Below are 23,020 nucleotides of genomic sequence, written 5' to 3'. Positions count from 1 at the left end.
CTCGTCAGAACGGCGGGATGTCGTCTTCGGGGCCGGGCAGCCCCTGGAACGGGTCCGCCGGGGTCGCGGGGGCCCCGGGTCTCGTCACGGCCACCGCCTCGGACGGCCGGGTGGCCCAGGCGGGGAAGGGGAACGCGACGGCGAGCGGCACCGGGATCTCCGGCTGGGCCACGAACATGGTGCCGGGCTTGGCGATCGTGGCGCGCTCGCGCACGGCCGGGGGCAGCCAGCCGTACTCGGACCTGGTGGCCTCGGCGGAGTCGAGGCGGCCGGCGACGCGCACGGCGCTGTTGGCGACGATGCGGCGTTCGACCTCGGAGGCGGTCTGCTGGGCTCCGATGAGGATGACGCCGAGGCTGCGGCCGCGTTCGGCGACGTCGAGCAGGATCTCCTTGATGGGCGACTCGCCCTCGCGCGGGGCGTACTTGTTGAGCTCGTCGAGCACCACGAACAGCAGCGGCTTGGCGGTGCCGGACGACTCCTTGCGGTGGAACTCGCCGCGCAGCACCACGCCGACCACGAACCGCTGCGCCCGCTCGGGCAGGTTGTGCAGGTCGACGATGGACACCTGGGCGTCGGAGGTGCGGATGGTGTGGGCGCGGAAGAACGGCAGGTCGCCGCGGACGATGGGCGACAGGGGGCGTACGGCGCTGCGCAGGCGGCGCAGGAAGGCGTTGACGGTGCCGAGGGGCGTGGTCGCGCCGGTCCACTCGTGGCGGGAGGCCTCGTCCTGGAGCTGGTCGGACAGCAGCTCGACCAGGTCGGAGAAGGTGCGGCAGGCGGTGCCCCTGATGCGGACGGCGCCGCCGTCGCCGACGGGCTCGGCCCAGGAGTGCAGCCGGGCGGCGACCTGGCCGACGAGCAGCGAGTAGCCGGCGCGCTCGTCGTCGGCGTCGGCGAAGACGAACCGCAGCAGCTCCTCCTGGCAGAACTCCACCAGGGTCCAGAAGAACGAGCTGACCCCCTGGGTGCGGGCGGAGACGTGGGGGACGCCGTTGGGGTCGCCGGGCCGGGGCGGGGCGAAGACGTGGACGCTGGAGAAGGGCCTGGCGGGCAGCCCGAGCCGCCCGTAGACGCTGCGGGCGGCCTCGTCGAGGCGACTGTTGTCGTGGTCGAGGAAGAGCAGGTCCTCGCCCTTGACGGAGAAGATCAGCGCCTTGGTGTTGGCCGCCTCGCCGCCGAGCACGCCCGAGTTGAAGATCGAGTAGAGCATGAACGTGGCGAACGAGGTCTTGGTCGCCACGCCGGACACGCCGGAGATCGACACGTGGGCGCCGCGGGTGCCGTCGAGGAAGTCGAAGTTCACGTACAGCGGCTGGCCGTCGCGGCCGGTGCCGATGGGGATGCGGCGGTCCATCACGTCGAAGTAGAGCGCCTGGTCGCGGTCGCCGGCGCCGGCCAGGTAGACCTGCGCGCCGGGCAGCGGCGGCACGAACACCTCGGGCTCGACCCGGGTGACGCGCACCTCGGCGACCTCGACGACGGCGGCGGGCAGCGCGCCGTCGGCGATGAGGAACACGTCGGAGTCGTAGGCGGCGCCCTCGTGGCGGGCCTCGACGGTGCTGACCACGCCCGCCATCAGGACCGGCCCGTGGCCGGGCACCTCGCGCCTGGTCACGACCACGTCGTCGAGCTGGACGACCTTGCCGGGCTCCAGCCCGATCCAGAACGACAGCGGTGAGGCCGACTGCGTGCCGAGCACCCGGCCGACCGCTTCGCCTGCCGGGACCGCCACCGCGGCGCTCGTCACCCCGTTGACCGTCACGTGTCTCTCCACCCCCACCGTCGTCATCCACCGCAGCGTAACCGGCGCCACCGACTATGACGGACAGCTTCGGCGTCCGGCCTGGCCGGGACGGCCGGGCTAGCCGCTGATGAGGGCCTTGGCGGTGAGGGTCTCTTCTCCTGCCGGGCCGGTCAGGCGGATGGACACGTCCCACACGCCGGACATGGTGAACAGCTCGCCCTCGGCGACGAACCGGCCCGGCTCCCGTTCCGCCGCGCTGAGCTCGGGCATGGCGTGGCCCATGTCGGGCATGACCGCCGAAAAGGCGAGGCCGTCCGCGTCGCCCGAGGTCACGCGCGTCTCGACGACGACGGCCCCGGTCCTGGGCGGGTCGATCACGACGGTGGCGGTGTAGCGGGAGCCGGCGATGGTCAGGGTCAGCGGCTCGGCGCCCAGGGCCCGGCCGGCGACGAAGAGCGCGGCGGCGGCCACCAGGAGGGCGGCGAGGGCGATCAGGCGTCTCATCCGGCGGACGCCGATCCGGGTCCGGTCACGTCGACGGTGAAGGGCATGGTCACGATGCGGCCGTCCGTGGCGTGCTGGGCCCAGGCCAGGTACCGTCCCGGGCGGGGGAAGCTGAAGGTGAAGCGGAGGCGGTCCCCGGCCGTGCCCATCTCGTGGACGTGGCCGAGGAATGATCCGTCCTGGTTCCGTACGATCAGGTGGCCGGCCATGCCGAGCCAGGGCCGCACCCGGCCCTCGGCGGGCAGCTCGATCGTCGCCGGGCGGCCCGCGACCGGGGCGGCGGGCCGCAGCGTGGGGGCGACGGCCTCCTCGACGGCGGCGACCGCCGGTTCCCCCTCGACAGCAAAGCTGCCGGTGAGGAGCTGGCCGCCGGAGTCCTCGCGTTCCAGCTCGGCGTAGGCGAGGTAGCGGCCGGGGCGGTCGGCGCGCAGCCTGACCTCCAGACGGCCCGGGGCGGTGCGCAGCGGGTGGACGTGGCGGAAGTAGCGGCCGTCCTCGCTGGTCACCACCACGTGAGCGAGCGCCTCGTGGTGGGAGACGAGGTCGTCGACCGGCCTGCCGGTGGAGCCGTCGGTGAGGTCGACGCGCAGCGTGAACTCCTGACCCGGGGCCGGGCGGGCCGGGGCGGTCTCCATCCGCGCCTGCGCGAACGGGCGGCCGCCCGCCGGCTGGGCGGTGGCGGTCGGGGCGGCGCCGTCGGGCGGGCCGGGCGGCAGCATCGGCTCGAAGACGACGACCATGGCCGCCACCGTCACCCCGGCCGCGGCTCCGGCGGACAGCAGCATCGCCGGGCCGCGCCGCGAGGTCGCGCCTGTGAGCAGGCCGCCCACCAGCAGCAGCCCGGCCGCGAACAGCCCGCCGTAGACGAGGAAGTCCCCCGCCGACCCGCGCTCCACCAGGACGCGGAACGGCACCACCGCGACCTCGCTCCCGGCGCGCAGCGTGAGCTGGTGCGGGCCCGTCTCCTCGACCCTGAGCTCGGTGTACGCGGGCTCCGCCGCCGCCCGCGCCGTGCCCGTGACCGTGTGGCCACCGGTCAGCGAGCGGACCTCCAGGCTCACCGGCAGCCCGTCGGCGCGTTCGTAGGCGACGACGCCGATGCGCAGCGGGCCGGGCACGCGCGACGTCCCCTTGATCACCAGCGTGACCTCGGCGCCCGCGATCGTCTGCGCGATCCGCAGGTCCGCCCCGGCCGTGACGTTGTGCGCGGCGGCCGGAGCGGCGAACACCACCACCAGGACGGCGGCGAGCAGGAACGCCCTGATCATCCTCGCGCGACGCCGGGACGGGACGCGGCGGAGCTGTCACCGGCGGCATTGTGGCCGGCGGGATTGTGGCCGGCGGGGTCGTCGCCGGCGGCGTTGGGCAGGAACAGCGCGCCGAGCGCCAGGCCGACCAGCCCGGCGACGATGGGCGAGCCGGTCCACAGCTCGGGCACCGTGGGCAGCCGCCCGGCCACCGCCGAGGCCACCCCCATGTACAGCGACCAGGTCACGAACGCCGACAGCCCGGCGAACGCCCAGTAGGCGCCCCGCCGCCGCGCCGAGGGACGCAGCAACCGGATCAGCACGTCGCCGGCCAGCCCGGCCGCCACGAACGAGAGCAGGATCGGCACGTTGCCGAACGCCGTCTGCGCGCCCGGCATCAGGACGGCGATCCCGTACATCACGGTCATGCTGCCGAACGGCAGCTCCCAGCGGCGCACGAGCAGCAGCACCGGAGCCAACATGATCACGTTGGTCATGACCATCGACGCGGCCAGGTGGCCGGGCATCTCCTCGTTGGAGAAGGCGGCCACGACGCTGTCGCCGTCCCACTGCATCGCGTCGCCGTACGACAGGAACAGCGACACGAGCGTGGTCGCGAACGCCAGCCCGATCAGCGCGGGCAGCAGCCGCCCGAGCGACGGCCGGTCCCCCACGTCCGGCGCCTTCCAGGCCGAGCGGAGCGGGGTGGTGATGATGAGCAGCATCGTCAGGATGAGCCCGAGATGCGAGGGGCTGAACAGGATGTCGAGCGAGGTCTCGATGCCGAGCACCGTGTGCCACATCATGTCGGCGAACCCGAACGCGGCGAACGCGGGCACCGCCACCAGCCCGGCCAGGTAGCCCATCGGCACCGCGGCCACTCCTTGCCGCCCGGTGCGGGTGTTGCGGAGCACCTGCCAGATGAGCCAGGCGGACACCGCCGCGAACCCCGAGTAGAACACCGCGTGCCAGGGGGTGAAGAACGTCTCCAGCTCGGCCGAGAGCTGGGTGTGGGCCCAGGCGTCGATCATCAGCCCGACGCCGAACCAGACGCCGAGCAGCGCCGTGACCAGGTCCGTCCGGGGCGAGACCCAGGTGCGGGCCTCTCCGGAGTCCGCCAGTAATCGCCTTATGCCGGCGTTCGTCGTGGCCATCTGTTGCCCCCTTCTCCCGTCCACCGAGCGCGGAGATCGTGTCAGACGGGAGGTCAGCCGCGCATAAAGCCCGGTGAGCTGCCTGTTTACGGCCCGGCCGGAACACCGGGCCGTCCGTTCGTCAGTACTGGACCCACAGGTTGTAGAGGCCGGGCGCCATCCAGTTGGTGGGGATGACGGTCTCGCAGTAGTACGAGCTCCAGGTGTGGTAGACCGTGCCCTGGTTGCCGAACCACTGGCACTGGTCGGGCCAGCCGTAGGAGGCGTGCTTGACGTAGGAGGCGGCCTGGGCGGGGGCGGACGTGGCGACGAGGGCGGCCGCGGTCAGGACGAGCGCGGCTAACAGACGCGACTTCATGAAAGAAAGTTAACTAATTACCGGGGTCCGGGCAATGCTCTCCGGGGCGTGGGTGCGGGGTCCGGGCAATGCCCTCGAAGGCTCATCGGCCAGGGCCGCGCGCAGCCGTTCGTAGGTCGGGGCCAGCGCGCGCAGACCGGCCGCGAGCGCGGCGTCGTCCCCGGTCACGACGGGGAGTTGGAGCGCGCCCACGAGGCGGGCCTGTTCGGCGGCGACGGCGGCGCCCTCCGCCAGGCCCAGCGAGGCCAGGCAGGCGGCCAGGTCGTTCGCCCGGCGAGCGCCGACGCGGACGGCGAACGCCCGCAGGAGCTCCCGCGCCTGCGGGTCGAGCCGCCCCTCGGCCACCAGCTCGGCGGTCCGTTCCGCGGCCTCCGCCTGGCCCAGCGTGCCGGGGGCGACGGGCACGTCCGTCCGGCCGCCCAGCCAGGCGAGCGCCGCGGGCAGCGAGCGGCGCAACGCCTCCTCGGGGCTCACCCGGGCCTCCCGTACGAAGGCGGAGCGCATGGTGAACGGGCGGGGCAGGTAACTGATCAGCTCGCCCCGCCACGACTCGGCGAACTCCGCGACCGGGAGGGTGGCGTACGGGTAGCCCTGCGGGTCGTGCACGAGCACGGTGTCGTCCGTGACCTCCAGCACCACCAGGTAGTGGTCGGCGCCGACCGCCTGCCCGGAGCCGGGCTGGTAGCGCAGCAGCCCCAGCTCCAGCGGCCCGGCCAGCACCGGCCCTGCCGCGCAGGCCCGGCGCAGGCGTTCGACGGCCTCGTCCGCCGAGCCGCCGTCCTCGCGCGCGCACGACCAGCCCAGCAGCTCGATCGCGGCGTCGAGCCCCTGCTCGGGATCCCAGCCGAACGGGTCGAACAGCGGCAGCCGCCCGCTGATCAGCTCCATCCCGTACGGGGAGCCGGTCAGCACCTCGACGACCGAGGCGGAGGGAGCCTCGTCGCCGAGGATCATGGCCAGCGAATTGGCGTAGCAGTAGGGGCCGGAACCCACATAAGGAATCGACATGCCGGCCACCTTGGCGCCTGACACGGTGTCAGCCTCAAGCCGGCGGCTTCCGGGCAGTGATGATCATGTTGGTCCCGAAGAACTTCTTCCTCCACGCGACCGACTCGAAGCCGGCCCGGCGGAGCACGGCGGCGACCTGCTGCGGCGGCATGAAGCCGAGCGTCGACTCCTTCAGATACGTGTACGACTCGCGGTCCCCGGCGACCGCCTGCCCGAGCAGGGGGATCATCATCCGGACGCCCAGCTCCACCGGATAGCGCAGCGGCCCGCGCGGCGGGCAGGTCTCCAGGATGACGACCCGGCCGCCCGGCTTCAGCACCCGGTGCTGCTCCCTCAGCACCCGCTCGGCGTCCTCCACGTTGCGCAGCAGGTAGCCGTGCGTGACGGCGTCGAAGCTCGCGTCGCCGAACGGCAGGTCGTTGGCGTCCGCGTACTGCCAGGTGACGCTCTCGGCGCCCGGTTTGCGGGCCGCCTCCTGGAGCATCCGCCCGGAGAAGTCCACGGCGTGGACGGTCGCGTCCGGATGCCGGTCCCGTACGGCGAGCGCGATGACGCCGGTGCCGGTGGCGATGTCGAGCAGGCTTCCCCCAGGCGGGAGGTGCGCGCCCGCCGCCACCTCGCGGCACCACGCGGCGTGCCGCCCAAGCGTCATGATCCGGTTCATCCGGTCGTAGTAGCCGGTGATCCTGTCGAACGTCCGCTGGACCTCCAGGCCCTTGGGCGACGGCGTTTCATGCGATGGCAACTGCGGCACTCCTCGGTTTCTCGGCGGTTCTGCGGCGCGCCCAGTAGGCGAACACCGCGGCCCCCAGCAACGGACCCCAGATCGGGCACGGGAACATCACGACGAACAGGACGCCGTCCAGCCACGAGCCCATCTGGACGGCCCCGGCCAGCACCCCGGGGGCCGAGACGGACAGCGCGACCGCGCCGAACACGCCCGGCCCGACGGCCAGCATCACCGGGACGGGCCGCCCGCCCAGCCGGGGCACCCAGCGCGGCACGGTCTCGCCCCACCGGCTGATCAGGCCGAGCGTCAGCACGAGGGCCAGGACGGCGCTCAGGCCGATCAGGAACCCCTGGATGCGGGTGGCCGCGTCGCCGGCCTCCACGGCGAACAGCGTGATGTGGCCGGTGCGCGGGTCGTAGCCGCCGAGCGGCCACGGCGTCGCCCACGTCAGCCGCGTCACCCCGTACGGCACGGGACAGAGGGCGGCCGCGATCGTGACCGCCTTCCCCCACCCCGGGACCGCCGCCTTCCGCTCGCGCGCGAACGAACCGTAGGCCAGCCACGCCCAGCCGACCGCGGCGATCGCCATCGCCCACGACCAGGCGATCCGCCCGCCGAACTCGCCGAACCCGGAGGCCACGTTGACCAGGTAGCGGGCGACCGCGTCGGTCATGGTGAGCGACGCGACGAGCCCGGCCGGGAGCAGCACCGCCAGCACGTACGCGACGGGCCTGCGGCGGACGCAGCCCAGCGCCACCAGCCCGGCGATCCCCAGCAGGGCGGCGGGGATCAGGGCGTACCCGATGGACGACAGCACGGAGGCGTCGGACATCACCAGGAGGAAGAAGGCGCTCATGACCCCGGCGACCGCGCCGGCGGCCCTGGGCCAGGACCGGACGCCGAGCGCCACCAGCACCCCCAGCACGCCGGCGGCCGCCATCAGGCCCACACCCGGCCCGCGTTCGATCCAGTGGTTGACGCCCACCGTGACCTTGGCCGCCGAGCCGTACGGATAGCTGCCGGGGACGAAGCACCACAGGGCGGCCACCGCGAGCGTCGCCGCGGAGATCGCCGATGCCGTGAGACGACGCATGCTCAACTCCCCCCGATCCCGGACTCACCCGCCGAGTCTGTCCACCGGCCCGGCCCGGCGGATCCCCCGCCGGGGGGATCTGTCCGGGTGAGCCCGGGACGCGGATCGTGCGGTCTCGTGGTTGCGCTCTTCATGACTGTGAGCCTCACAGCCCGGCGGCCGGCGAACCTCCCCCAGGTGGGGGAAGGGCCGGCCCGGCCTCCCGGGCTAGCATCGCCGACGTGACCCGACATGCCGGACGCGCCGTGCGGGCGCTCCTCTACCAGGTGCTGGGCGCGGCGCTGCTGACCCCGGTCGCCGTGGTGCTCGGCCTGCTCGTCCTGGGCGAGCCGACGCCGGCGCGCGTCCTGGTGCTGTGGGCGGCGTGCCTGCCCGCCTCGGTGCTGCTCGCCCTCGCCCCGCTGGTGCGGCGCATCGAGATCGCCGCCCTGGCCGAGCTGCTCGACGTCCGGGTCTCCGACCGGGCCGACCGGGTCTACCTGGTGGCGCTGACGAGCCTGCACCTGTACGGGGGCGCGACGCTGGGCGCGGGCGTGCTCATGCTGTCGCCGGGACTGGTCCGGCTGGGCGATCCGGCGCTGTGGCGCGACAGCCCCGCCGTCCAGGCCGAACCGCTGGCCGCCCTGCTCGCGCTGGCCGCCGCCATGGTCGCGGCCGGGTTCGGGCAGCGGTGGGCGGCACGCCGCCTGCTGCGCGCCGAGCCGTCCCGCAAGCTGGAGGAGCTCGGCCGCCGCCAGGCCCTCGCGCTGGAGCTGCACGACGCCGTCGGGCACGCGCTCAGCGTCGTCCTGGTGCAGGGCATGGCCGCGCAGGCCGCGCTCCAGCGGCCCAGCCCGCGCGCCGAGCACGCCACCCGCTCGCTGGACCACCTGCTCGACACCGCCCGTGCCGCCCAGGAGGACCTCGACGTGCTGCTCGGCGTCCTCGGCGACGGCGAGGCGGCCCGCACGCCCACGCTCGACTCGCTCGGCACCCTCACCCGCGGGCTCGACGTACAGGTCACGACCGGCCCCCTCGGCCGCGTCCCTCCGGCCACCTCCCGCACCGCCTACGCCATCGCCCGCGAGGCGCTCACCAACGCCCTGCGCCACGGCTCCGGCCCCGTCACGCTCGACGTCGGCACCGACGCCACCGGCGAGCTGGTGCTGACCGTCGAGAACGCCACCACCGGCGCCCCCGGCACCACCGGCACCACCGGGCCCCCTGCCGGGCCCCGGCGCGGCCTGACGGGCATGCGCATGCGCGCCCGCCTCGCCGGCGGGACGTGCACCACCGGGCAGGCCGGGACGACCTGGCGCGTCGAGGCGAGGCTGCCGCTGTGATCCGCGTCGTCCTGGCCGACGACGAGCCGCTGATCCGCGAGGGCTGGGCCGCCATGCTCTCCCTCCACGACGACCTCACGGTCGTCGGCCAGGCCGCCGACGGGCAGGAGGCCGTCGAGGCCGGCGCGGGCGCCGACGTCGTGCTGATGGACATCCGCATGCCCCGCATGGACGGCCTCGCCGCCACCGTCGAGCTGACCCGCCGCTCCCCCGCCACCCGCGTCGTCGTCGTCACCACCTTCGAGAACGACCAGCTCGTGTGGGCCGCCCTGCGCGCCGGAGCCGCCGGGTACGTGCTCAAACGCGCCCCGGCCGGCGAGCTCGTGGAAGCCGTCCGGCTCGTGCACTCGCGGCGCGCGGTGCTCTTCCCCGACGCGCTGCGCCGCATCGCCTCCCCGCACCACGGCAGCGCCCGGCCGCGCCGCCCCGTCACGCTGACGCCCCGCGAGCTGGAGGTGCTGCGGCACATCACGCTCGGCCAGGCCAACCCGGAGATCGCCGCCGCCCTGCACGTGTCCCGCGAGACGATCAAGACCCACGTGACCAACGTCCTGGACAAGCTCGGCGCCCGCGACCGCACCCACGCCGCCGTCCTGGCCTACGAACTCGGCCTGATCCTCCACGGCGTCGATCCCCCGTGACCCGGTTGACCTCCGATCCGCCGCCCGGGGTTCAGGCCGGGTGCGGGGGTGGGTCGAGGGCGGCGGGGGTGGCGATCTTGAGGAAGGGCACGACGACGAGCAGGGCGGCGACGGCGAAGAGGGCGAAGGCGGCGCGGATGCCGAGCCATTCGGCGAGGAGCCCCACGAGCCCGGCACCCAGCGGCATGGCGCCCCAGCTGAACAGGCGGGCGGCCGCGTTGTAGCGGCCGAGCACGCCGGGGTCGACGAGACGCTGGCTGAGGGTGCGGGAGTTGACGGTCCACAGGGTGCCGCCCATCCCGCCGAGGAAGGCGCCGAGGCCGACGATCCACAGGTTGGTGGTGAGGACGGGGGCGGCGACCATCGCGGCGGTGCCGATGAGGTCGGCGAGCATGGCCCAGCGGCGGCCCAGCAGGCGGTTGACGGTGGTCACGGTGAGCGCGCCGACGAGCCCGCCCGCGCCGAGTGCGCTCAGCAGGAAGCCGTACTCGCTCGCGTCCAGGCCCATGAGCCGGGTGGCGACCAGCGGGATGAGCGCCAGCCAGGCGCCCCAGCAGGCGGACAGCACGCTCAGGGCGAGCGCCATCAGGCGGAGCAGCGGCTGCTGCCACAGGCAGCGGAGCCCTTCGGCGATGCGCTGGTTGACGGTGGCGTCCGGGCGCTCGCCGGCCGGTCGCGGCCTGAAGCGGCCGGCCAGGAAGACCAGGACGGCGGTGCCGATCAGGTAGCCGGCGCCGGTCCAGCCGAGGGCGGCGGCGGACCCGGCGGCGATGAGGAGGCCGCCGACGAAGGGTCCGCAGAACTCGTTGCACACGGTCTCGGCCCCGGCGACCCAGGCGTTGGCGCGTTCGCGTCCGGCGGGGGCCACGGCGGCCGGGACGAGGGTCGCGGCCGAGGTGAGGGCGACGACCTCGGCGATCCCGAGCGCGAGACCTCCGGCGTAGAGGGCGGGCAGGGTGACGCCGCCGGTGAGGGTGAGGGCGAGCAGCCCGGCGACGACCAGGATGCGGGCGGCGTCGGCCAGCCACAGCAGCAGGCGCCGGTCGAAGCGGTCGACGAGGACGCCGACGTGCAGGGCGATCAGCAGCCACGGCAGGGTGAGGGTGAGCCCGACCCCGGCGACCTGCGCCGGGGAGTCGGTCAGCCGGGCCGCCATCAGCGGCAGCGCCATCTTGGTCACGCCGTCGGCCAGGTTCGTGATCGCCGTGAAACTCACCAGCACCGCGGTGTTGCGCCCGCTGCGATCCGCCTTCAGCACGCCGTCCACCATGTAACCCCCTATCAGCTATAGGTGGTTATCTTGCCCGGAAAGGGGCGGCGGCACCAGGGGTGATAACTGGTAAATTCGGTTAGCAGGTTACCCAGGCAGGGACCCGGAAGGTGATGCGGCGTGATCGAGCCCACTCCGGCCGCCCAGCTGATCAAGGCGTTCGTCAACACCGTCGACCTGGAGAACGGGCAGGACGACGTGGCGAGCCCGGACGAGCTGGCCCGCTGGCTGGCGGCCCGTCAGCTCGGCCCGGCGTCGCTGCGGCTCACCGACGAGCAGCACGCCGTCTTCCTGGAGCTGCGTGCCGGGTTCCGGGAGGCGCTCGACCCCGGCCATCCCGTGTTCCCGCACCACCTGGCGCGGGCCGACGCGATCCTGGCCGACGCGCCTGTCCTGGTCACCGTGACCCGGGCCGGGCCGGAGCGGCCGCTCGCGCCCGCCCCCGGCCTGCCCGAGGCCCGTACGGCCCTGGCGCGGCTGGCCGTGGCGTGGGCCGAGCTGGTGCTGACCGGCCAGATCCACCGGCTCAAACGGTGCGCCGAGCACACCTGCCAGGGCGCCTTCTGGGACTCCTCCAGGAACCACAGCCGCCGCTGGTGCTCGATGCGCCTGTGCGGCAACCGCACCAAGGCCCGCCGCTACGCCGCCCGGCAGCGCCCCCAGCGCCCCCAGCGCCCCTGAGCAGGGCTTCAGGTGGCCGCGCCCCCGGCCGCCGCCTCGCGCACCGCGCTCGCGGCGGCGACCGGCCGGTAGCCGTCGGGGACGCCCTCGACCACGATGATGTCGCCCTCGATGTGCCGCGAGCGCATCGGCGCGATCTCCCGGTACTCGGGCGAGTCCCACCACGCCCGCGCCCGGGCCGCGTCGGGGAAGGCGAGCATCACGACCGCTCCCGGCCACCGGCCGTCCAGCACCTCGTGCTGGGTTGCGTGCACCAGGTAGCGGCCGCCGTACGGCTCGAAGGTGCCGGGCAGGCGCTCCATGTACTCGGCGATCTCCGGGTGCGGGGCGGCGTCCTGAAGGTGGGCGATGACGTACGCGGTCATGATTCCTCCTGTGTTGTCCGGTTCAGACGGGAGCGGGTCAGGCCTGGGCCGGCACCTTGTCCAGGAAGCCGAGCACCTGGCTGATCCGCCCGTCCGCGCCGAACACCGCGACGTCGAAGCCGACGGCGACCGGCTCGGCGCCCTCCGGGCCCAGGTGCCAGGTGAACCGGGCGATGTCGTGGTGGGCGTCCACGGCGCCGCCGAGGCTGAAGACGAGCCCGCCGAACTGCGCCTGCACCGCGGCGATGGTGGCGTCCAGCCCGTCGATGCCGCGTACGGAGACCAGCGGGTCGGTGTAGCCGGCGTCCTCGGCGAAGACCTCCTCCAGGGCGGCCCGGCGGGCGGCGGCGTCGGTCTCGTTCCAGGCGGCGAGGTAGCGCTGGACCAGCTCGTTCGTGTCGCTCATGTTCGTCTCCTCAGTGGTCGTGCTCTCTTGTGACCACCACGTTAGGGAGACGGCGACGACGCGGAATCTGACGTGCTTAGGTAGTTTCTCCCCTGCTTTCGGTACGCATCCGGGCCAGGGTCAGCAGGCTGAGCCCGAACATCAGGACGCCCAGCGGGACGTGGAGCGGGGTCATGCCCGCGATGCCCAGCGCGACCTGCGCCGACGCGAGGACGAGGAAGCCGGCCGCGTACAGGATGGGGCGTGGCGTGCCACCGCCCGGACGCCAGGCCAGGATCGCGGCGATCACGTACAGCACGGTCGCGCCGTACATCACGGGTGATCCGATGTGGTGCAGCTCCGAGCCGCGGGAGGACATGAGGATCCCGGCGGTGGCCGCCTGGAAGAAGATGCTCAGGGTCTGCAGCGCGACTGCGATCTTGAGGATGGCGGGGCCGTGCACGGTCATGCCGGGGCCTTTCATCGGAGGGTGAGCGGGGTCTCGGAGGCGACGCGGGTCAGCTTGTGCGGGTTGCGGACGTAGTAGAGGCCGGTGATGCGGCCGTCCTCGACGCGGGTCGCGAGCACGCCGTCGAACGCGCCGTCCAGGTGGACGAGCAGCGCCGGGTTGCCGTTGACCACGGTGGCCTCGCAGGTGATCGCCGCGCGCACCACGGCGGCCTCGCCCAGGTAGAAGCGGACCACCTTCTCCGCGCCGACGACCGGCCGGGGCGCGGCCAGTTTCACGCCGCCGCCGTCGCTGACCAGGACGACGTCGGGGGCGAGCACGTCCAGGAGGATCCGCAGGTCCCGGGTCTCGAGCGCCCGCTTGAACGTCTCCAGGACCGCCCGGGCCTGGCCCGGGGAGACGGTCTCGCGCGGGCGGCGGGCCTCGACGTGCTTGCGGGCCCGGTGCGCGATCTGGCGGACGGCCGCGGCGTTCTTGCCGACGGCGGCGGCGATCTCGTCGTAGCCGACGTCGAAGACCTCGCGCAGCACGAAGACGGCGCGCTCGGTCGGCGAGAGGCTCTCCAGGACGAGCATCAGCGCCATCGACAGGCTCTCGGCGAGATCGGCGTCCTCGGCCACGTCCGGCGTGGTGAGCAGCGGCTCGGGCAGCCACGAGCCGATGTACGTCTCCTTGCGGCGTTTCATCGTGCGCAACCGGTTGAGCGACTGCCGGGTGACGATCCGGACGAGGTAGGCGCGCCGGTCCGACACCTGCCCGAGGTCCACCTTGATCCAGCGCAGCCAGGTCTCCTGGAGGACGTCCTCGGCGTCGGCCGCCGACCCGAGCATCTCGTACGCGACCGTGAACAGCAGGTTGCGGTGGGCGACGAAGGCCGCGGTGGCGGCGTCCACCGGGTCCGTCGTCGCCTCGTCGTGCTCGTTCATCGCTCGCTCCCGCCGGTTCGTCTCTCGTCCTGCTCCGCGCACAGGACACCGCTCCTCCCGGCCGTGTGACACCCCGGCCCGGTGGCGTACGTCACAGGACCCCGCTGTCACACAGCCAGGATCGCCGGTGCCTCATGACCGTCGAGGACGGCGTCACGGGCTCGCCGTGAACCGGGCCAGGAGGAGGGCGAGACGGTGCTCGTGGAACTCGCGGGGGATGCGGCCGCCGCGCATCAGCGTCACCAGGCCGTGGAGTGCCGCCCAGAGGGTCTCCGCCAGCAGCGCGGGTTCGTCGCCGTGCGCGTACGGGCGGACGGCCTCGGCGAACTCGCCGAACGCGGCGTGCAGGGCGGGCGGGGCCTCGGGGGTGGCGAAGGGCAGGTCGACGCGCTGGCTGAACATGGCGTCGTAGAGGGCCGGCCGCTCCTCGGCGAAGGTCACGTACGCGGCGGCGAGCGCGGCGACGGCGGCCTCGGGGCCGGAGGCGGCGAGGCGGGCGGCGCGCAGGTCGGCGGCCATCTCGGTGATGCCTTCGAGCGCGACGGCGGTCACGATCGCGTCCTTGCCCTTGAAGTGGCTGTAGAGGACCGGCTGGCTGTATTCGACCTGCTCGGCGAGCCGCCGGGTGGTGACGGCCTCCCAGCCTTCGGCCTCGGCCAGCTCCCGGGCTGCGGTGACGATGAGTTGCTCCCGGTGGGCGCGTTCGCGTTCCTTGCGGCTCTGGATGGACATGCTCCTGAATCTAGCACCGCTAGCACTTGTGTCGATGCTCTGCTAGCGTCGTCCTCGTTCCTAGCGCTGCTAGTTTTTCTGGAGTCACGACATGCTCACCACCGTCGCGTACGGCCTGGCCATCGTTCTCAACCTGCTGTGCCTGCTCATCGGGGCCCGGTTCCTGCTCACGCCGCACGCCGCCGCCACGGGCTACGGGGTGCCCGCCACGACCGACCGCGCCTACCTGACGATCAAGGGCCTGCGCGACGGCACGTACGGGCTGGTCGGCCTGGCCCTGCTGGCCTTCGCCGGGCCCCAGGCCGAGGCCTGGTTCATGCTGGTCGTCGCCCTGTTGCCGCTCGGCGACACCCTCATCGTGCTGCGCAACGGCGGCACCAAGGCGGTCGCGTTCGGCATCCACTTCGCCACCGCCGTGCTCATACTGCTCTGCGCGGGCCTGCTGTTCGCCGTCTGATGACGCCTTCTTCCGTGCTGAATCGGGCTGAACGGGGCGGGCCGGCACGCCACCGGGCATGCCGGCCGCCGTTTCGGGCATGGGAAGATCACGCGGCGAAAGGCAGGCCCGACATGATTCCCGGATTCCGGATGCAGTGGCCGATCACCTCAGAGCTCGCCGTGCTGCGCGAACGGGTGCACGCCTTCGGGACCAGCGCCGGGCTGTACGGGCAGCGCTTGCAGGACCTGGTGATCGCCGCCCACGAGGCCGCCGTCAACGTGCTGCGGCACGGCGGCGGCCGTGGCTCACTGATCGCGTGGCGCGACGCCCACGGAGTCAGCCTGGACGTGGTCGACGCGGCCGGCACCCTGACCGAGGCCCACCTGAGGAACGCCAGGCCCGACCCCGACCGGGGCGGCGGCGTCGGGTTGCTGCTGGTGCGCACCCTGTGCGACGAGGTCCGCGTGGAGCACGAGGCGGGCAGCGCCCGGCTGCACCTGCGCATGCGCACCACCCCCCAGCCCCACTGACCAGCACGGGCGAGATGCACAAGAGCTGTTGCACAAGAGCTGTTGTGCATATAGCTTGACCGGCATGTCCGAATTCCAGCGTGCGATCACGGATGCCCGGGTCCTCGCCGCCATGACGCACCCCGTCCGCCGCCGCCTCCTCGACCTGCTCAAGCTCGACGGCCCCAGCACCGCCAGCGTGCTGGCCGAACAGACCGGGGAGGCCGTCGGCAACGTCAGCCACCACCTGCGCGCCCTGGCCGCCGCCGGCCTCATCGAGGAGGCCCCCGAGCTCGCCCGCGACCGCCGCGAACGCTGGTGGCGCCGCATCGTGCCCACCCTGTCCTGGTCCTCGGCCGACTTCGACGGCGACGCGTCGGGCGAGGCGATCGCGCGGGCCGCCGACTCGCTCAACCTCGACCGCCAGACCGGCCACGTCCGGCGCTGGGCCGACCAGCCGCAGGACGTGCAGGCCCGCTGGCCGCTCGGCCCCTTCTCGGCCGAGGGATGGCTGCGGGTGACGGACGAGGAACTGGCCGAGTTCGCGGCCGAGATCACCGAAGTGATCACCAGGTGGTCCGAGCGAAACGTGCCCGACGACGGCCGCGAGCGCGCCACCGTGTTCACCTTCGCCCGCGCCGTCCCCGCCCGCCCGTGAACCTCCGCCCGCGCCGGCCCCGCCTCGGGTTGCTGGCGCAGCGCGACTTCCGGCTGCTGTGGATCGGGGAGAGCGCCAGCAGCCTGGGCAGCTCCGTCACCTCCGTCGCGCTGCCGCTGGTAGCGGTCACCGTCCTGGACGCCTCCCCGCTCGCGGTCAGCCTGCTGGCCGCCGCCGCCTGGCTTCCGTGGCTGCTCATCGGCCTGCCCGCCGGGGTCTGGGTGGACCGGCTCTCCCGCCGCCGGGTCATGCTGGCCGCCGACTGGGCGTCGCTGGCCGCCTTCCTCAGCATCCCGGCCGCGGCGCTGCTCGGCGTGCTGACGGTCGGCCACCTGATCGCCGTGGCGCTGGCCGCCGGCACCGCCAAGGTGTTCTTCGCCACCGCCTACCGCGCCTACCTGCCCACCCTGGTCGACGCCCCCGACCTGCTGGAGGCCAACGCCAAGCTCCAGGGCAGCGAGCAGGTGGCGAACCTGGCCGGCCCCGGCGTCGCCGGACTGCTCGCCCAGGCGTTCTCCGCGATCGGCGGCCTGCTCGTGGACGCGGCCAGCTTCGCCGTCTCCGCGATCTGCCTCATGCGGATCAGACGCGCCGAGACCGTGACCCGCCCGCCGCGGCGGCGGCTGCGCAACGACATCCGCGAGGGCCTGCGCCTGGTCGCCCGCGACCGGCTGCTGCGCGGCAACACCCTGTACGGCTGCGCCGCCAACCTGGCGCTCACCGGCTACCAGTCGCTGATCGTCGTCTTCCTCGTCACCGACCTCGGGCTCGCCCCGGCACAGACCGGCGTCCTGATGGCCGCCACCGGCGTGGGCGGGATCGCCGGAGCGGCACTGGCCAGACCGCTGGCCGCCAGGCTGGGCAGCGCCAGGGCGGTGCTGGCGGCCAAGGCCGGGCTCGCGCCGTTCGGGCTGCTCATCCCGCTCGCCGACCGGGAGCTGGGGATGGCCCTGTTCCTCACCGGCAGCATCGTCATCGTCGGCGGCATCGTGGCGGGCAACGTGATCTTCTCCGGATTCGTCCAGAGCTACGTGCCCGGCGAGCTGATGGGCCGGGTCACGACCAGCGTCCAGGTCGTCAACTACGGCGCCATCCCGCTCGGCGCGCTGCTGGCCGGCGCACTGGCGGAACTGGCGGGCGTACGGGCCGCGCTGTGGGCGATGCTGGCCGTGTTCGTGGCGAGCGGTGTGATCCTGCTCCTCACGCTGGGCCGCCGCCGCGACCTGCCCACAGGCCGCCTGACCTGGGCCGGAGGAGCGCCGACCTGCGCGGGAAGCGTTACGACCGGCGCGTGACGGGGCACTCCCAGGTCAAAAGCTCGCAGACGATGTCGAGAACGGCCTGGCAGCTCCGTCCCAGGGGCGCATACGGCCACCGCGGCCCGTATCCCACCAAGGAGACCCAGCATGACGATCCAGCGGATGGACAACGTCCTCATCATCGTCGACGATCTCGACGCCGCCGTCGCGTTCTTCGTCGAACTCGGCATGGAACTGGAGGGCAGGGGGCCGATCGGGGGCGCGTGGGTGGAGAACGTGCTCGGCCTCGACGACGTCCAGCAGGAGATCGCGATGCTCCGCACGCCGGACGGTCACGGGCGGATCGAGCTGGGGATGTTCTTCACGCCGAAGGCGATCAGCGCCGAGCCGAAGATCGCCCCGGCGAACACGCTGGGCATCCGCCGCATCATGTTCGCCGTCGACGACATCGAGGACGTCCTGTCCCGGCTGCGCGCCCACGGCGCCGAGCTCGTCGGCGAGATGGCGCAGTTCGAGGACAGCTACCGGCTCTGCTACGTCCGCGGCCCCGAGGGCATCATCGTCGGCCTGGCCCAGCAACTCAGCTGAGCTCCCGGGCATGAAGGGTGCGGGCAGGTCGCGCCGGCGCGCTCAACGCCGTTCCTCTCCTGCCGGGTCTGCTGTGACGGGGGTCAGGTCGTAGTCGAACCAGGTGAAGCGGGGGCGTCCGGCCAGGACCAGGTAGAGGGCGTCGTGCGAGGCGGGGGCACCGGCGGCGGCCTCCAGCAGCCCCTCCCTGATGGCCCGGACCGGGCGGCAGAACAGGCCGGCCCCCGCCGCGGCCGAGCAGACGTGCTGGGCGACCGCGCCGGCCGTCCGCAGGAGGGCGCGGTAGCCGGCCGCGCCGCTCGCCCGCACCGCCGAGCCGACGTCGGCGGCGACGAGCAGCGCGAGGTTGGTCCCGCCGACGTCGAACTGGGTGCGGGGGTAGCTGTAGGCGGCCTGCACGGCGGCCATCGCCGCCCCGGCCCGCCCGGCCACGGGGCTCAGCGGGGCCGGGACGTACCAGCCGTCCGCCAGCCCCGTCACGTTGCGGACCGCCAGGCGGCACCACACCCCGCCACCGGCCGCCGGGGAGCCCGGGGGCGGATCGGCGACCGCGGCGGCGAACGCCCGCGCCGCCTCCCCGGGCAGGGGGCGCGGATCGGCGGAAAGACCCCGGGGACCGAGCCCGGCGCTGCGCCGTTCCCCGCCCGCGACCGCCTGTCCCGGCCTGGACGGCACGCCGGGAGCCAGGGTGACGCCGGCCGGCCCGTACGCCACGGTGAGCGGCAGCGCCGCGGCGTGCTCGGCCACCGCGGCGGCCAGGTGGCCGGTCTCCAGCTCCGCCAGCGCGTCGGCGAGCTCGCCGTAACCGGGACGGAGCCGTTCCGGCCGCTGCGCCAGGTCCAGCCACACGGTACCGGCCGGTGCCGGCGGCGCCGCCCCCACCAGCTCGCGCCGGACCGGGTCGAGACGCCACCGCCCCCGCTCCGTCCGCACCCCCACGTCCACCAGGTACGCGGCGCGCGGTGACGGGTAGGCGCGGTGGTCGTTGTACGGGTTGTACGGCTCCCAGCGCTGCGGGGTCAGGGCGGAGACCAGCAGCTCCGCCACGGCCGCGCCGAACTCCCCCCACGCCGCCAGGTCGCGCAGCGGGGTACGCGTCCCCTCCCCGGCACGGGCGGGCTCACGGTGGACGGCCGCGCCCGGGATCGGGGCCTTGCCCGGCCCGTGCGCGTAGGCGGCGGCCAGCGCCAGGGCAACCTCGTCGTGATGCGCCACGGCGACTCCAGTCACGGGAAGGGATGGGGAAGCACGGGATCGCCGGCGGAACGCGTGGGGCTCCGGCCCAGGCGGTGCGGCACCTCCCACAGCCGGGGCAGGCCGCGGACGCGGCGGTTGCGGTGCCCGAACGTCATGGGGAGCGTGCCGGGCACGACGACCTTCGCCGCGTGCAGGCCGAGACGGTCGCGGATCCGCCGATCACTCTGGTCGACCGCGATCACCTCCAGCCCCTGCCCGCGCAGGCGGTCCACGTGGTGGTCGAGGACGGTCCACAGGTCCGTGGCCGTCCCCGGGAGGTCGCCGCCGAGCTCCGCCGGGTCCACGGTCCCCGCCTGCCCCGACAGCAGGAAGCGGTAGCCCGCCGCGGCCTCGGGCAGGCTGTACAGGGCGACGTGATCGTGCATGGCCCGTACGGAATCCGGGTCCGCCAGCAGGCGCAGGAGGCGTTCGCGGCGGTGGCCAGCGGGAGAGCGGCGGGCGCGGTCGGCCGACGACTCGACGTCCACGGCCAGCTCGGCGGCGGCCGACCGCATCGCGGCGACCGGGTCCGGGTGCGCCCCCGCCGCGAAGAAGGCCGCCGGGGCCGCGCCGTCGTCCCGCCACGCGAGCGTGAGCACGACCGGGATGCCCAGGTCGTTGGTCGCGTCGAAGAACAGCAGCTCGTAGCCCAGGCACTCCAGCCGGTCGGACAGGTGGGGCAGCACGGGATCGTCCGGCGGCACGGCGACGCGGCGCAGCGGCGTGCCCGCGTACCAGGCCATCAGGAACGCGTCCCGCTCGGCCACCTCGAACAGGCCGTGCAGCACCGCCTCGGCCAGGCTGTTGCCCAGACCGCACCCGCTGGAGGTCTCCGCCACGAATCGGGGCGTGCCCGGCTTGCGGACCCCCCAGTACGCGACGTGCTCCGGCACCAGGATCGGGGCCGTGCGCGTGCAGGACCAGCCGTCCACCCAGGTGGTGGGCACGCCCGGGGCGTAGGCGGTGAGGCCGCTGCCCGGATCGGCGTAGCACTCCGGCTCGTGCGGGCCCAGTCGTGCCGGATCGAGCGCCCGGTCCGGGCCCAGCGCCTCGAACGCGGCCTCGGTCACCGGCCGGCCACTCGCCGCGATCCCGCCGAGCCGCTCCACCGCCTCGAAGAGCGCGACGCGTTCGGACTGGGCGAAGGCGGGGGTGCGGCCGTAGCCTGCCGCGTTCCCGTCCGGGTCGCCCGCCAGGACGGCGGCGACGGTGGCCAGCGGCAGGTGGCCGCTCCGGCGCACCGTGGTCACCGGGCCGTAGCGCGAGTCCACCAGGGCCTCGCGCAGCCGGGCTCCGTCGGTGCGCGGGTTCGGCGAGCGCAGCGACCCTGGCTGCACGGCCACGGGCTCCCGGGCAGCCGGCGCGTACGGCTCGGCAGGCCCGCACACCCGGCAGCCCTGCGGCCGCGGCATCACGCGGTGCCGGGTGAGCGAGCCGTGGTCGGTACGGAGCGCGAGAACGACGTCCCCGTGCCGCTCCGGCTCGGCCAGCAGCAGCGCGGCCAGCGCGGACAGCGTGTCATGGAAGGCCGGAGCCGCGAGCCCGCCCACCCGCAGCTCCGGCAGCCGCACGGGCACCGCCGCGCCGAACGCCGCCAGCCGCTGCGACTCCGCGCAGGCCACGCAGACGCCCTCCCCCGGCCCCTGCACCGGGCCGGCCAGGGCGAGCGCGCCGTCGAGGAGCACGGGGAGCAGCGGGTGGCGGCGTCCGCGCGCGAGGCGGCCGACCTCTTCCAGGTCCGCGAGCCCGTACCCGCTGATCAGCACGGCCTCGGGCCGGTCGTCGCGCAGCTCACCGATGCCGTTCCTCATGCGACGCTCCCGGCCCGGACGGTGGCGGGCACCGTCGCGGCGGGCGGCACCGTCGCGGCGGCGGGCACTGCTACGGCGGCCGGCGCCCTCGCTGCGGGCGGCACCGTCACTGCGGCCAGGCCGGCCGCCGCGAGCAGCGGGCCCAGCGGCGCCGGCTCCGGGCCCGGCACCAGCGCCTCCATCGCCGCCTGGAACCGCTCCTCGCCGTCCCGCGTCCCGGCGGGCCAGAACCAGAAGCGCGTCTCCCACGGCACCGGCGGCTCCTCCGGCGGCGACCAGACCGGAGCCGCCCCGCAGGGCACCACCGGGTCGCCGAACTCCCGGCCCGCTGCCCGCGCCTGCGCCGCCGCCGTGGCCGCCAGCAGCGCGAACGCCGCCGCCGTGCCCGCCTCCGGCTCCACCGCCCAGGCGAGGGTACGGCCCGCCGCGCTGACCCGGGCGTGCGCGACTCCCTCGGCGACGCGTACCACCTCGACCTCGGCCGGTACGGCGAACCGCAGCGTGAGCGCCTTCCACCAGCGCCGCGCGGCCGGGTCCGCCGCCCACTCGCCCTCGCCCACCGCGGTGCCCGGGAGATCAGCGAGATCGCGGTGCACGGCCTCGCGCAGGCCGAGGCCGCGCGCGTGCAGCCGATCGGCGCCCACGACGGTCCCGGCCGGAAGCGCGGACCGCACGGCGGACAGCGCCGCGTGCAGCCGCGCCGACTCCAGGCCGGTGCCGAACCCCACCGCCTCGCCGCACGCCGCCAGGCTCACCGGCACCTGCGGCAGCTCCCCCGCCTCCGGAGGCGCCACCATGCCCAGCTCCGGATCGCCCAGCACTTCGAGCATCGCCGCCGCCCGCTCCCACGGGTCCGCACCGGCCGGCTCGCCGACGGGCCACCGGTGATGCGTGACCCCCAGCGGCTCGGCTTTCGCCACCATGACCGAAAGCCCCCGCCCCACGCCCTCGGGCGAACGGGCCGCCGCCTCCTCCACCGGATCCGGCATACCCGCCACGGCACACAGCAGCCGATGCGCCGCCGCCCCGCCCACCAGCGCCCACAGAACCTCCGGCACCCGCGCCCCACCGAACCCCGCAGCCGGCGTGCCCGCTGGAGCCGGGGTGCTCGGGGTCGCTGGGGGCGCGGTCGCCCCGCCCGGGGCCGACGCGCCCGGGGTCTGAGCGCCCGGGGTCGGCGCGCCCGGCACCGGCACGCTCGCCGTCGACCCGCACGGGGTCGGCGTGGTCGGGGGCGGTGGGGTTTGGGTGGTCAGGAGGGAGGTGGGGCCGTGGAGGAGGCGGTGGCGAATGGCGGTGGGGTCGGGAGCCGGGGTGCCGGGGGTGGTCGGCGGCAGGGCGTAGCCGGCTTCCGGGAGGCAGCCGGCCCGTACGGTCACCGGGGGGCCGGAGGGTGGGGTGGCGGTGAGTTCGAGGTCGGTGGGGGTCGCGCCCGGGAGGGTGGCCGGGTGGCAGCCGGCGGCGGCGAGGGCGCGGGCGGCGGCCTCGGCCAGGGGGCCGCCGCCGCGGACCGCGTAGGCGGCCCCCGACAGGCGCTCCCAGGCGTGCGCCGGGTCGGCGGCGGCGGACTCCAGCCAGGCGGCCACCCGGGCGGGCGGCAGCCCGGGCCCCGGGCTCCCCCAGCCGGGCGGCACCTCGACGAGCATGTCGTGCTCGCGGAGCTGGGCGATGATGAGCTCCAGCGCCTTGGCGACCGGTTCGGGCAGCCCGGCGGGGGCGGTCAGCTCGGCGGCGGGCACCCCGTCGGCGAGCAGGACGGACAGGCGTTCCCACAGCCGCCACAGCCCGGCGCCGCCTTCGGCGGTGAAGCTGGAGGTCCAGCCGCGTACGTGCAGGCCGGTGGGGGTGGGGGTGGCGTGGACGACGGGGCGCAGGCGGAGCAGCATCG

General features: G+C 74.6%; 25 protein-coding genes. 8 read left to right on the top strand and 17 right to left on the bottom strand.

Features of this window, described 5'->3' with window-relative positions:
• Nucleotides 1-4: 4 nt before the first annotated feature.
• The 8 genes from AB0J53_RS20245 to AB0J53_RS20210 all read right to left on the bottom strand — a co-directional run bounded on the left by AB0J53_RS20245 (nucleotide 5) and on the right by AB0J53_RS20210 (nucleotide 7,841).
• Entirely contained in the window at nucleotides 5-1,792 is a 1,788-nt protein-coding gene (locus AB0J53_RS20245; protein ID WP_357585545.1) for an ATP-binding protein, read from the bottom strand.
• A 72-nt stretch (nucleotides 1,793-1,864) separates the two neighbouring features.
• Nucleotides 1,865-2,251: a hypothetical protein gene (locus AB0J53_RS20240; protein ID WP_219516789.1), complete on the bottom strand. Its 387-nt coding sequence runs from the start codon at nucleotides 2,249-2,251 to the stop codon at nucleotides 1,865-1,867.
• The gene (locus AB0J53_RS20235; RefSeq protein ID WP_364174269.1) at nucleotides 2,248-3,519 is read right to left on the bottom strand and encodes a hypothetical protein; all 1,272 of its coding nucleotides are present in this window, start codon (nucleotides 3,517-3,519) and stop codon (nucleotides 2,248-2,250) included. Before AB0J53_RS20235 ends, AB0J53_RS20240 begins: the two co-directional genes overlap by 4 nt.
• Nucleotides 3,516-4,652, bottom strand: coding sequence for a hypothetical protein (locus AB0J53_RS20230; RefSeq protein ID WP_364174266.1), 1,137 nt, complete (start codon nucleotides 4,650-4,652; stop codon nucleotides 3,516-3,518). Before AB0J53_RS20230 ends, AB0J53_RS20235 begins: the two co-directional genes overlap by 4 nt.
• Nucleotides 4,653-4,773: 121 nt before the next feature.
• On the bottom strand, nucleotides 4,774-5,010 hold the full coding sequence (locus tag AB0J53_RS20225) for a hypothetical protein (RefSeq protein WP_364174263.1): 237 nt from the start codon (nucleotides 5,008-5,010) through the stop codon (nucleotides 4,774-4,776).
• 9 nt (nucleotides 5,011-5,019) lie between these two features.
• Entirely contained in the window at nucleotides 5,020-6,018 is a 999-nt protein-coding gene (locus AB0J53_RS20220) for a hypothetical protein (RefSeq protein ID WP_364174260.1), read from the bottom strand.
• Between the two features lie 34 nt (nucleotides 6,019-6,052).
• On the bottom strand, nucleotides 6,053-6,763 hold the full coding sequence (locus AB0J53_RS20215) for a ubiquinone/menaquinone biosynthesis methyltransferase (protein WP_364174257.1): 711 nt from the start codon (nucleotides 6,761-6,763) through the stop codon (nucleotides 6,053-6,055).
• Nucleotides 6,750-7,841 (bottom strand): hypothetical protein, encoded by a 1,092-nt coding sequence (locus tag AB0J53_RS20210; protein ID WP_364174254.1) that lies wholly within the window; start codon nucleotides 7,839-7,841, stop codon nucleotides 6,750-6,752. The genes AB0J53_RS20215 and AB0J53_RS20210 overlap by 14 nt, the downstream gene beginning before the upstream one ends.
• Nucleotides 7,842-8,062: 221 nt before the next feature.
• Between AB0J53_RS20210 and AB0J53_RS20205 the strand changes: the two genes are divergently transcribed.
• Together AB0J53_RS20205 and AB0J53_RS20200 are read left to right on the top strand one after the other, a co-directional pair.
• On the top strand, nucleotides 8,063-9,163 hold the full coding sequence (locus AB0J53_RS20205; RefSeq protein WP_364174251.1) for a histidine kinase: 1,101 nt from the start codon (nucleotides 8,063-8,065) through the stop codon (nucleotides 9,161-9,163).
• Nucleotides 9,160-9,804 carry a response regulator transcription factor gene (locus tag AB0J53_RS20200; protein ID WP_219516749.1) on the top strand — a complete coding sequence of 215 codons (645 nt, stop codon included), beginning with the start codon at nucleotides 9,160-9,162 and terminating at the stop codon, nucleotides 9,802-9,804. The genes AB0J53_RS20205 and AB0J53_RS20200 overlap by 4 nt, the downstream gene beginning before the upstream one ends.
• A 31-nt stretch (nucleotides 9,805-9,835) precedes the next feature.
• Here the strand turns inward: AB0J53_RS20200 and AB0J53_RS20195 are convergent, their stop codons facing one another.
• Nucleotides 9,836-11,062: an MFS transporter gene (locus AB0J53_RS20195; RefSeq protein WP_364174248.1), complete on the bottom strand. Its 1,227-nt coding sequence runs from the start codon at nucleotides 11,060-11,062 to the stop codon at nucleotides 9,836-9,838.
• 132 nt (nucleotides 11,063-11,194) lie between these two features.
• On the opposite strand from AB0J53_RS20195, the gene AB0J53_RS20190 reads away from it, so the two are divergent.
• Nucleotides 11,195-11,755, top strand: a complete 561-nt coding sequence (locus tag AB0J53_RS20190) for a CGNR zinc finger domain-containing protein (protein ID WP_364174245.1) — start codon at nucleotides 11,195-11,197, stop codon at nucleotides 11,753-11,755.
• 8 nt (nucleotides 11,756-11,763) lie between these two features.
• Here AB0J53_RS20190 and AB0J53_RS20185 read toward each other — a convergent pair whose 3' ends face one another.
• The 5 genes from AB0J53_RS20185 to AB0J53_RS20165 all read right to left on the bottom strand — a co-directional run bounded on the left by AB0J53_RS20185 (nucleotide 11,764) and on the right by AB0J53_RS20165 (nucleotide 14,632).
• Nucleotides 11,764-12,120, bottom strand: a complete 357-nt coding sequence (locus AB0J53_RS20185) for a DUF1330 domain-containing protein (protein WP_364174242.1) — start codon at nucleotides 12,118-12,120, stop codon at nucleotides 11,764-11,766.
• Between the two features lie 37 nt (nucleotides 12,121-12,157).
• Nucleotides 12,158-12,526: a nuclear transport factor 2 family protein gene (locus tag AB0J53_RS20180; protein ID WP_219516725.1), complete on the bottom strand. Its 369-nt coding sequence runs from the start codon at nucleotides 12,524-12,526 to the stop codon at nucleotides 12,158-12,160.
• 76 nt (nucleotides 12,527-12,602) lie between these two features.
• The gene (locus AB0J53_RS20175; RefSeq protein ID WP_364174240.1) at nucleotides 12,603-12,974 is read right to left on the bottom strand and encodes a hypothetical protein; all 372 of its coding nucleotides are present in this window, start codon (nucleotides 12,972-12,974) and stop codon (nucleotides 12,603-12,605) included.
• Between the two features lie 11 nt (nucleotides 12,975-12,985).
• Nucleotides 12,986-13,900 (bottom strand): RNA polymerase sigma-70 factor, encoded by a 915-nt coding sequence (locus tag AB0J53_RS20170; RefSeq protein ID WP_364174238.1) that lies wholly within the window; start codon nucleotides 13,898-13,900, stop codon nucleotides 12,986-12,988.
• A 153-nt stretch (nucleotides 13,901-14,053) separates the two neighbouring features.
• Nucleotides 14,054-14,632: a TetR/AcrR family transcriptional regulator gene (locus AB0J53_RS20165; RefSeq protein ID WP_219516712.1), complete on the bottom strand. Its 579-nt coding sequence runs from the start codon at nucleotides 14,630-14,632 to the stop codon at nucleotides 14,054-14,056.
• A gap of 91 nt (nucleotides 14,633-14,723) precedes the next feature.
• Here AB0J53_RS20165 and AB0J53_RS20160 point away from each other — a divergent pair, with 91 nt between their 5' ends.
• The 5 genes from AB0J53_RS20160 to AB0J53_RS20140 all read left to right on the top strand — a co-directional run bounded on the left by AB0J53_RS20160 (nucleotide 14,724) and on the right by AB0J53_RS20140 (nucleotide 18,085).
• Nucleotides 14,724-15,089, top strand: coding sequence for a DUF4267 domain-containing protein (locus AB0J53_RS20160; protein ID WP_364174236.1), 366 nt, complete (start codon nucleotides 14,724-14,726; stop codon nucleotides 15,087-15,089).
• A 113-nt stretch (nucleotides 15,090-15,202) separates the two neighbouring features.
• On the top strand, nucleotides 15,203-15,601 hold the full coding sequence (locus AB0J53_RS20155) for an ATP-binding protein (RefSeq protein WP_364174233.1): 399 nt from the start codon (nucleotides 15,203-15,205) through the stop codon (nucleotides 15,599-15,601).
• A gap of 64 nt (nucleotides 15,602-15,665) precedes the next feature.
• A complete protein-coding gene (locus AB0J53_RS20150) occupies nucleotides 15,666-16,238 on the top strand; it encodes a helix-turn-helix domain-containing protein (protein WP_364174230.1) in 573 nt (190 codons plus the stop codon).
• The gene (locus AB0J53_RS20145) at nucleotides 16,235-17,533 is read left to right on the top strand and encodes an MFS transporter (RefSeq protein ID WP_364174228.1); all 1,299 of its coding nucleotides are present in this window, start codon (nucleotides 16,235-16,237) and stop codon (nucleotides 17,531-17,533) included. Before AB0J53_RS20150 ends, AB0J53_RS20145 begins: the two co-directional genes overlap by 4 nt.
• Nucleotides 17,534-17,644: 111 nt before the next feature.
• Nucleotides 17,645-18,085 (top strand): VOC family protein, encoded by a 441-nt coding sequence (locus tag AB0J53_RS20140; protein WP_364174226.1) that lies wholly within the window; start codon nucleotides 17,645-17,647, stop codon nucleotides 18,083-18,085.
• 42 nt (nucleotides 18,086-18,127) lie between these two features.
• Here AB0J53_RS20140 and AB0J53_RS20135 read toward each other — a convergent pair whose 3' ends face one another.
• From AB0J53_RS20135 to AB0J53_RS20125, 3 genes are read right to left on the bottom strand one after another with little or no spacing between them, the layout of a single operon-like run.
• Nucleotides 18,128-19,300: a hypothetical protein gene (locus AB0J53_RS20135; RefSeq protein WP_364174224.1), complete on the bottom strand. Its 1,173-nt coding sequence runs from the start codon at nucleotides 19,298-19,300 to the stop codon at nucleotides 18,128-18,130.
• 11 nt (nucleotides 19,301-19,311) lie between these two features.
• Complete coding sequence (locus AB0J53_RS20130; protein WP_364174221.1) at nucleotides 19,312-21,132, bottom strand: TOMM precursor leader peptide-binding protein; 1,821 nt, start codon at nucleotides 21,130-21,132, stop codon at nucleotides 19,312-19,314.
• Nucleotides 21,129-23,018: a hypothetical protein gene (locus tag AB0J53_RS20125; RefSeq protein ID WP_364174218.1), complete on the bottom strand. Its 1,890-nt coding sequence runs from the start codon at nucleotides 23,016-23,018 to the stop codon at nucleotides 21,129-21,131. Before AB0J53_RS20125 ends, AB0J53_RS20130 begins: the two co-directional genes overlap by 4 nt.
• Nucleotides 23,019-23,020 lie beyond the last annotated feature (2 nt).

The sequence above is a fragment of the Nonomuraea sp. NPDC049725 genome, from assembly GCF_040674795.1.
Lineage (GTDB): Bacteria > Actinomycetota > Actinomycetes > Streptosporangiales > Streptosporangiaceae > Nonomuraea > Nonomuraea ceibae.
The sequence above is the reverse complement of the archived record's forward strand: the minus strand, read 5'-3'. Positions and strand labels throughout refer to the sequence as shown.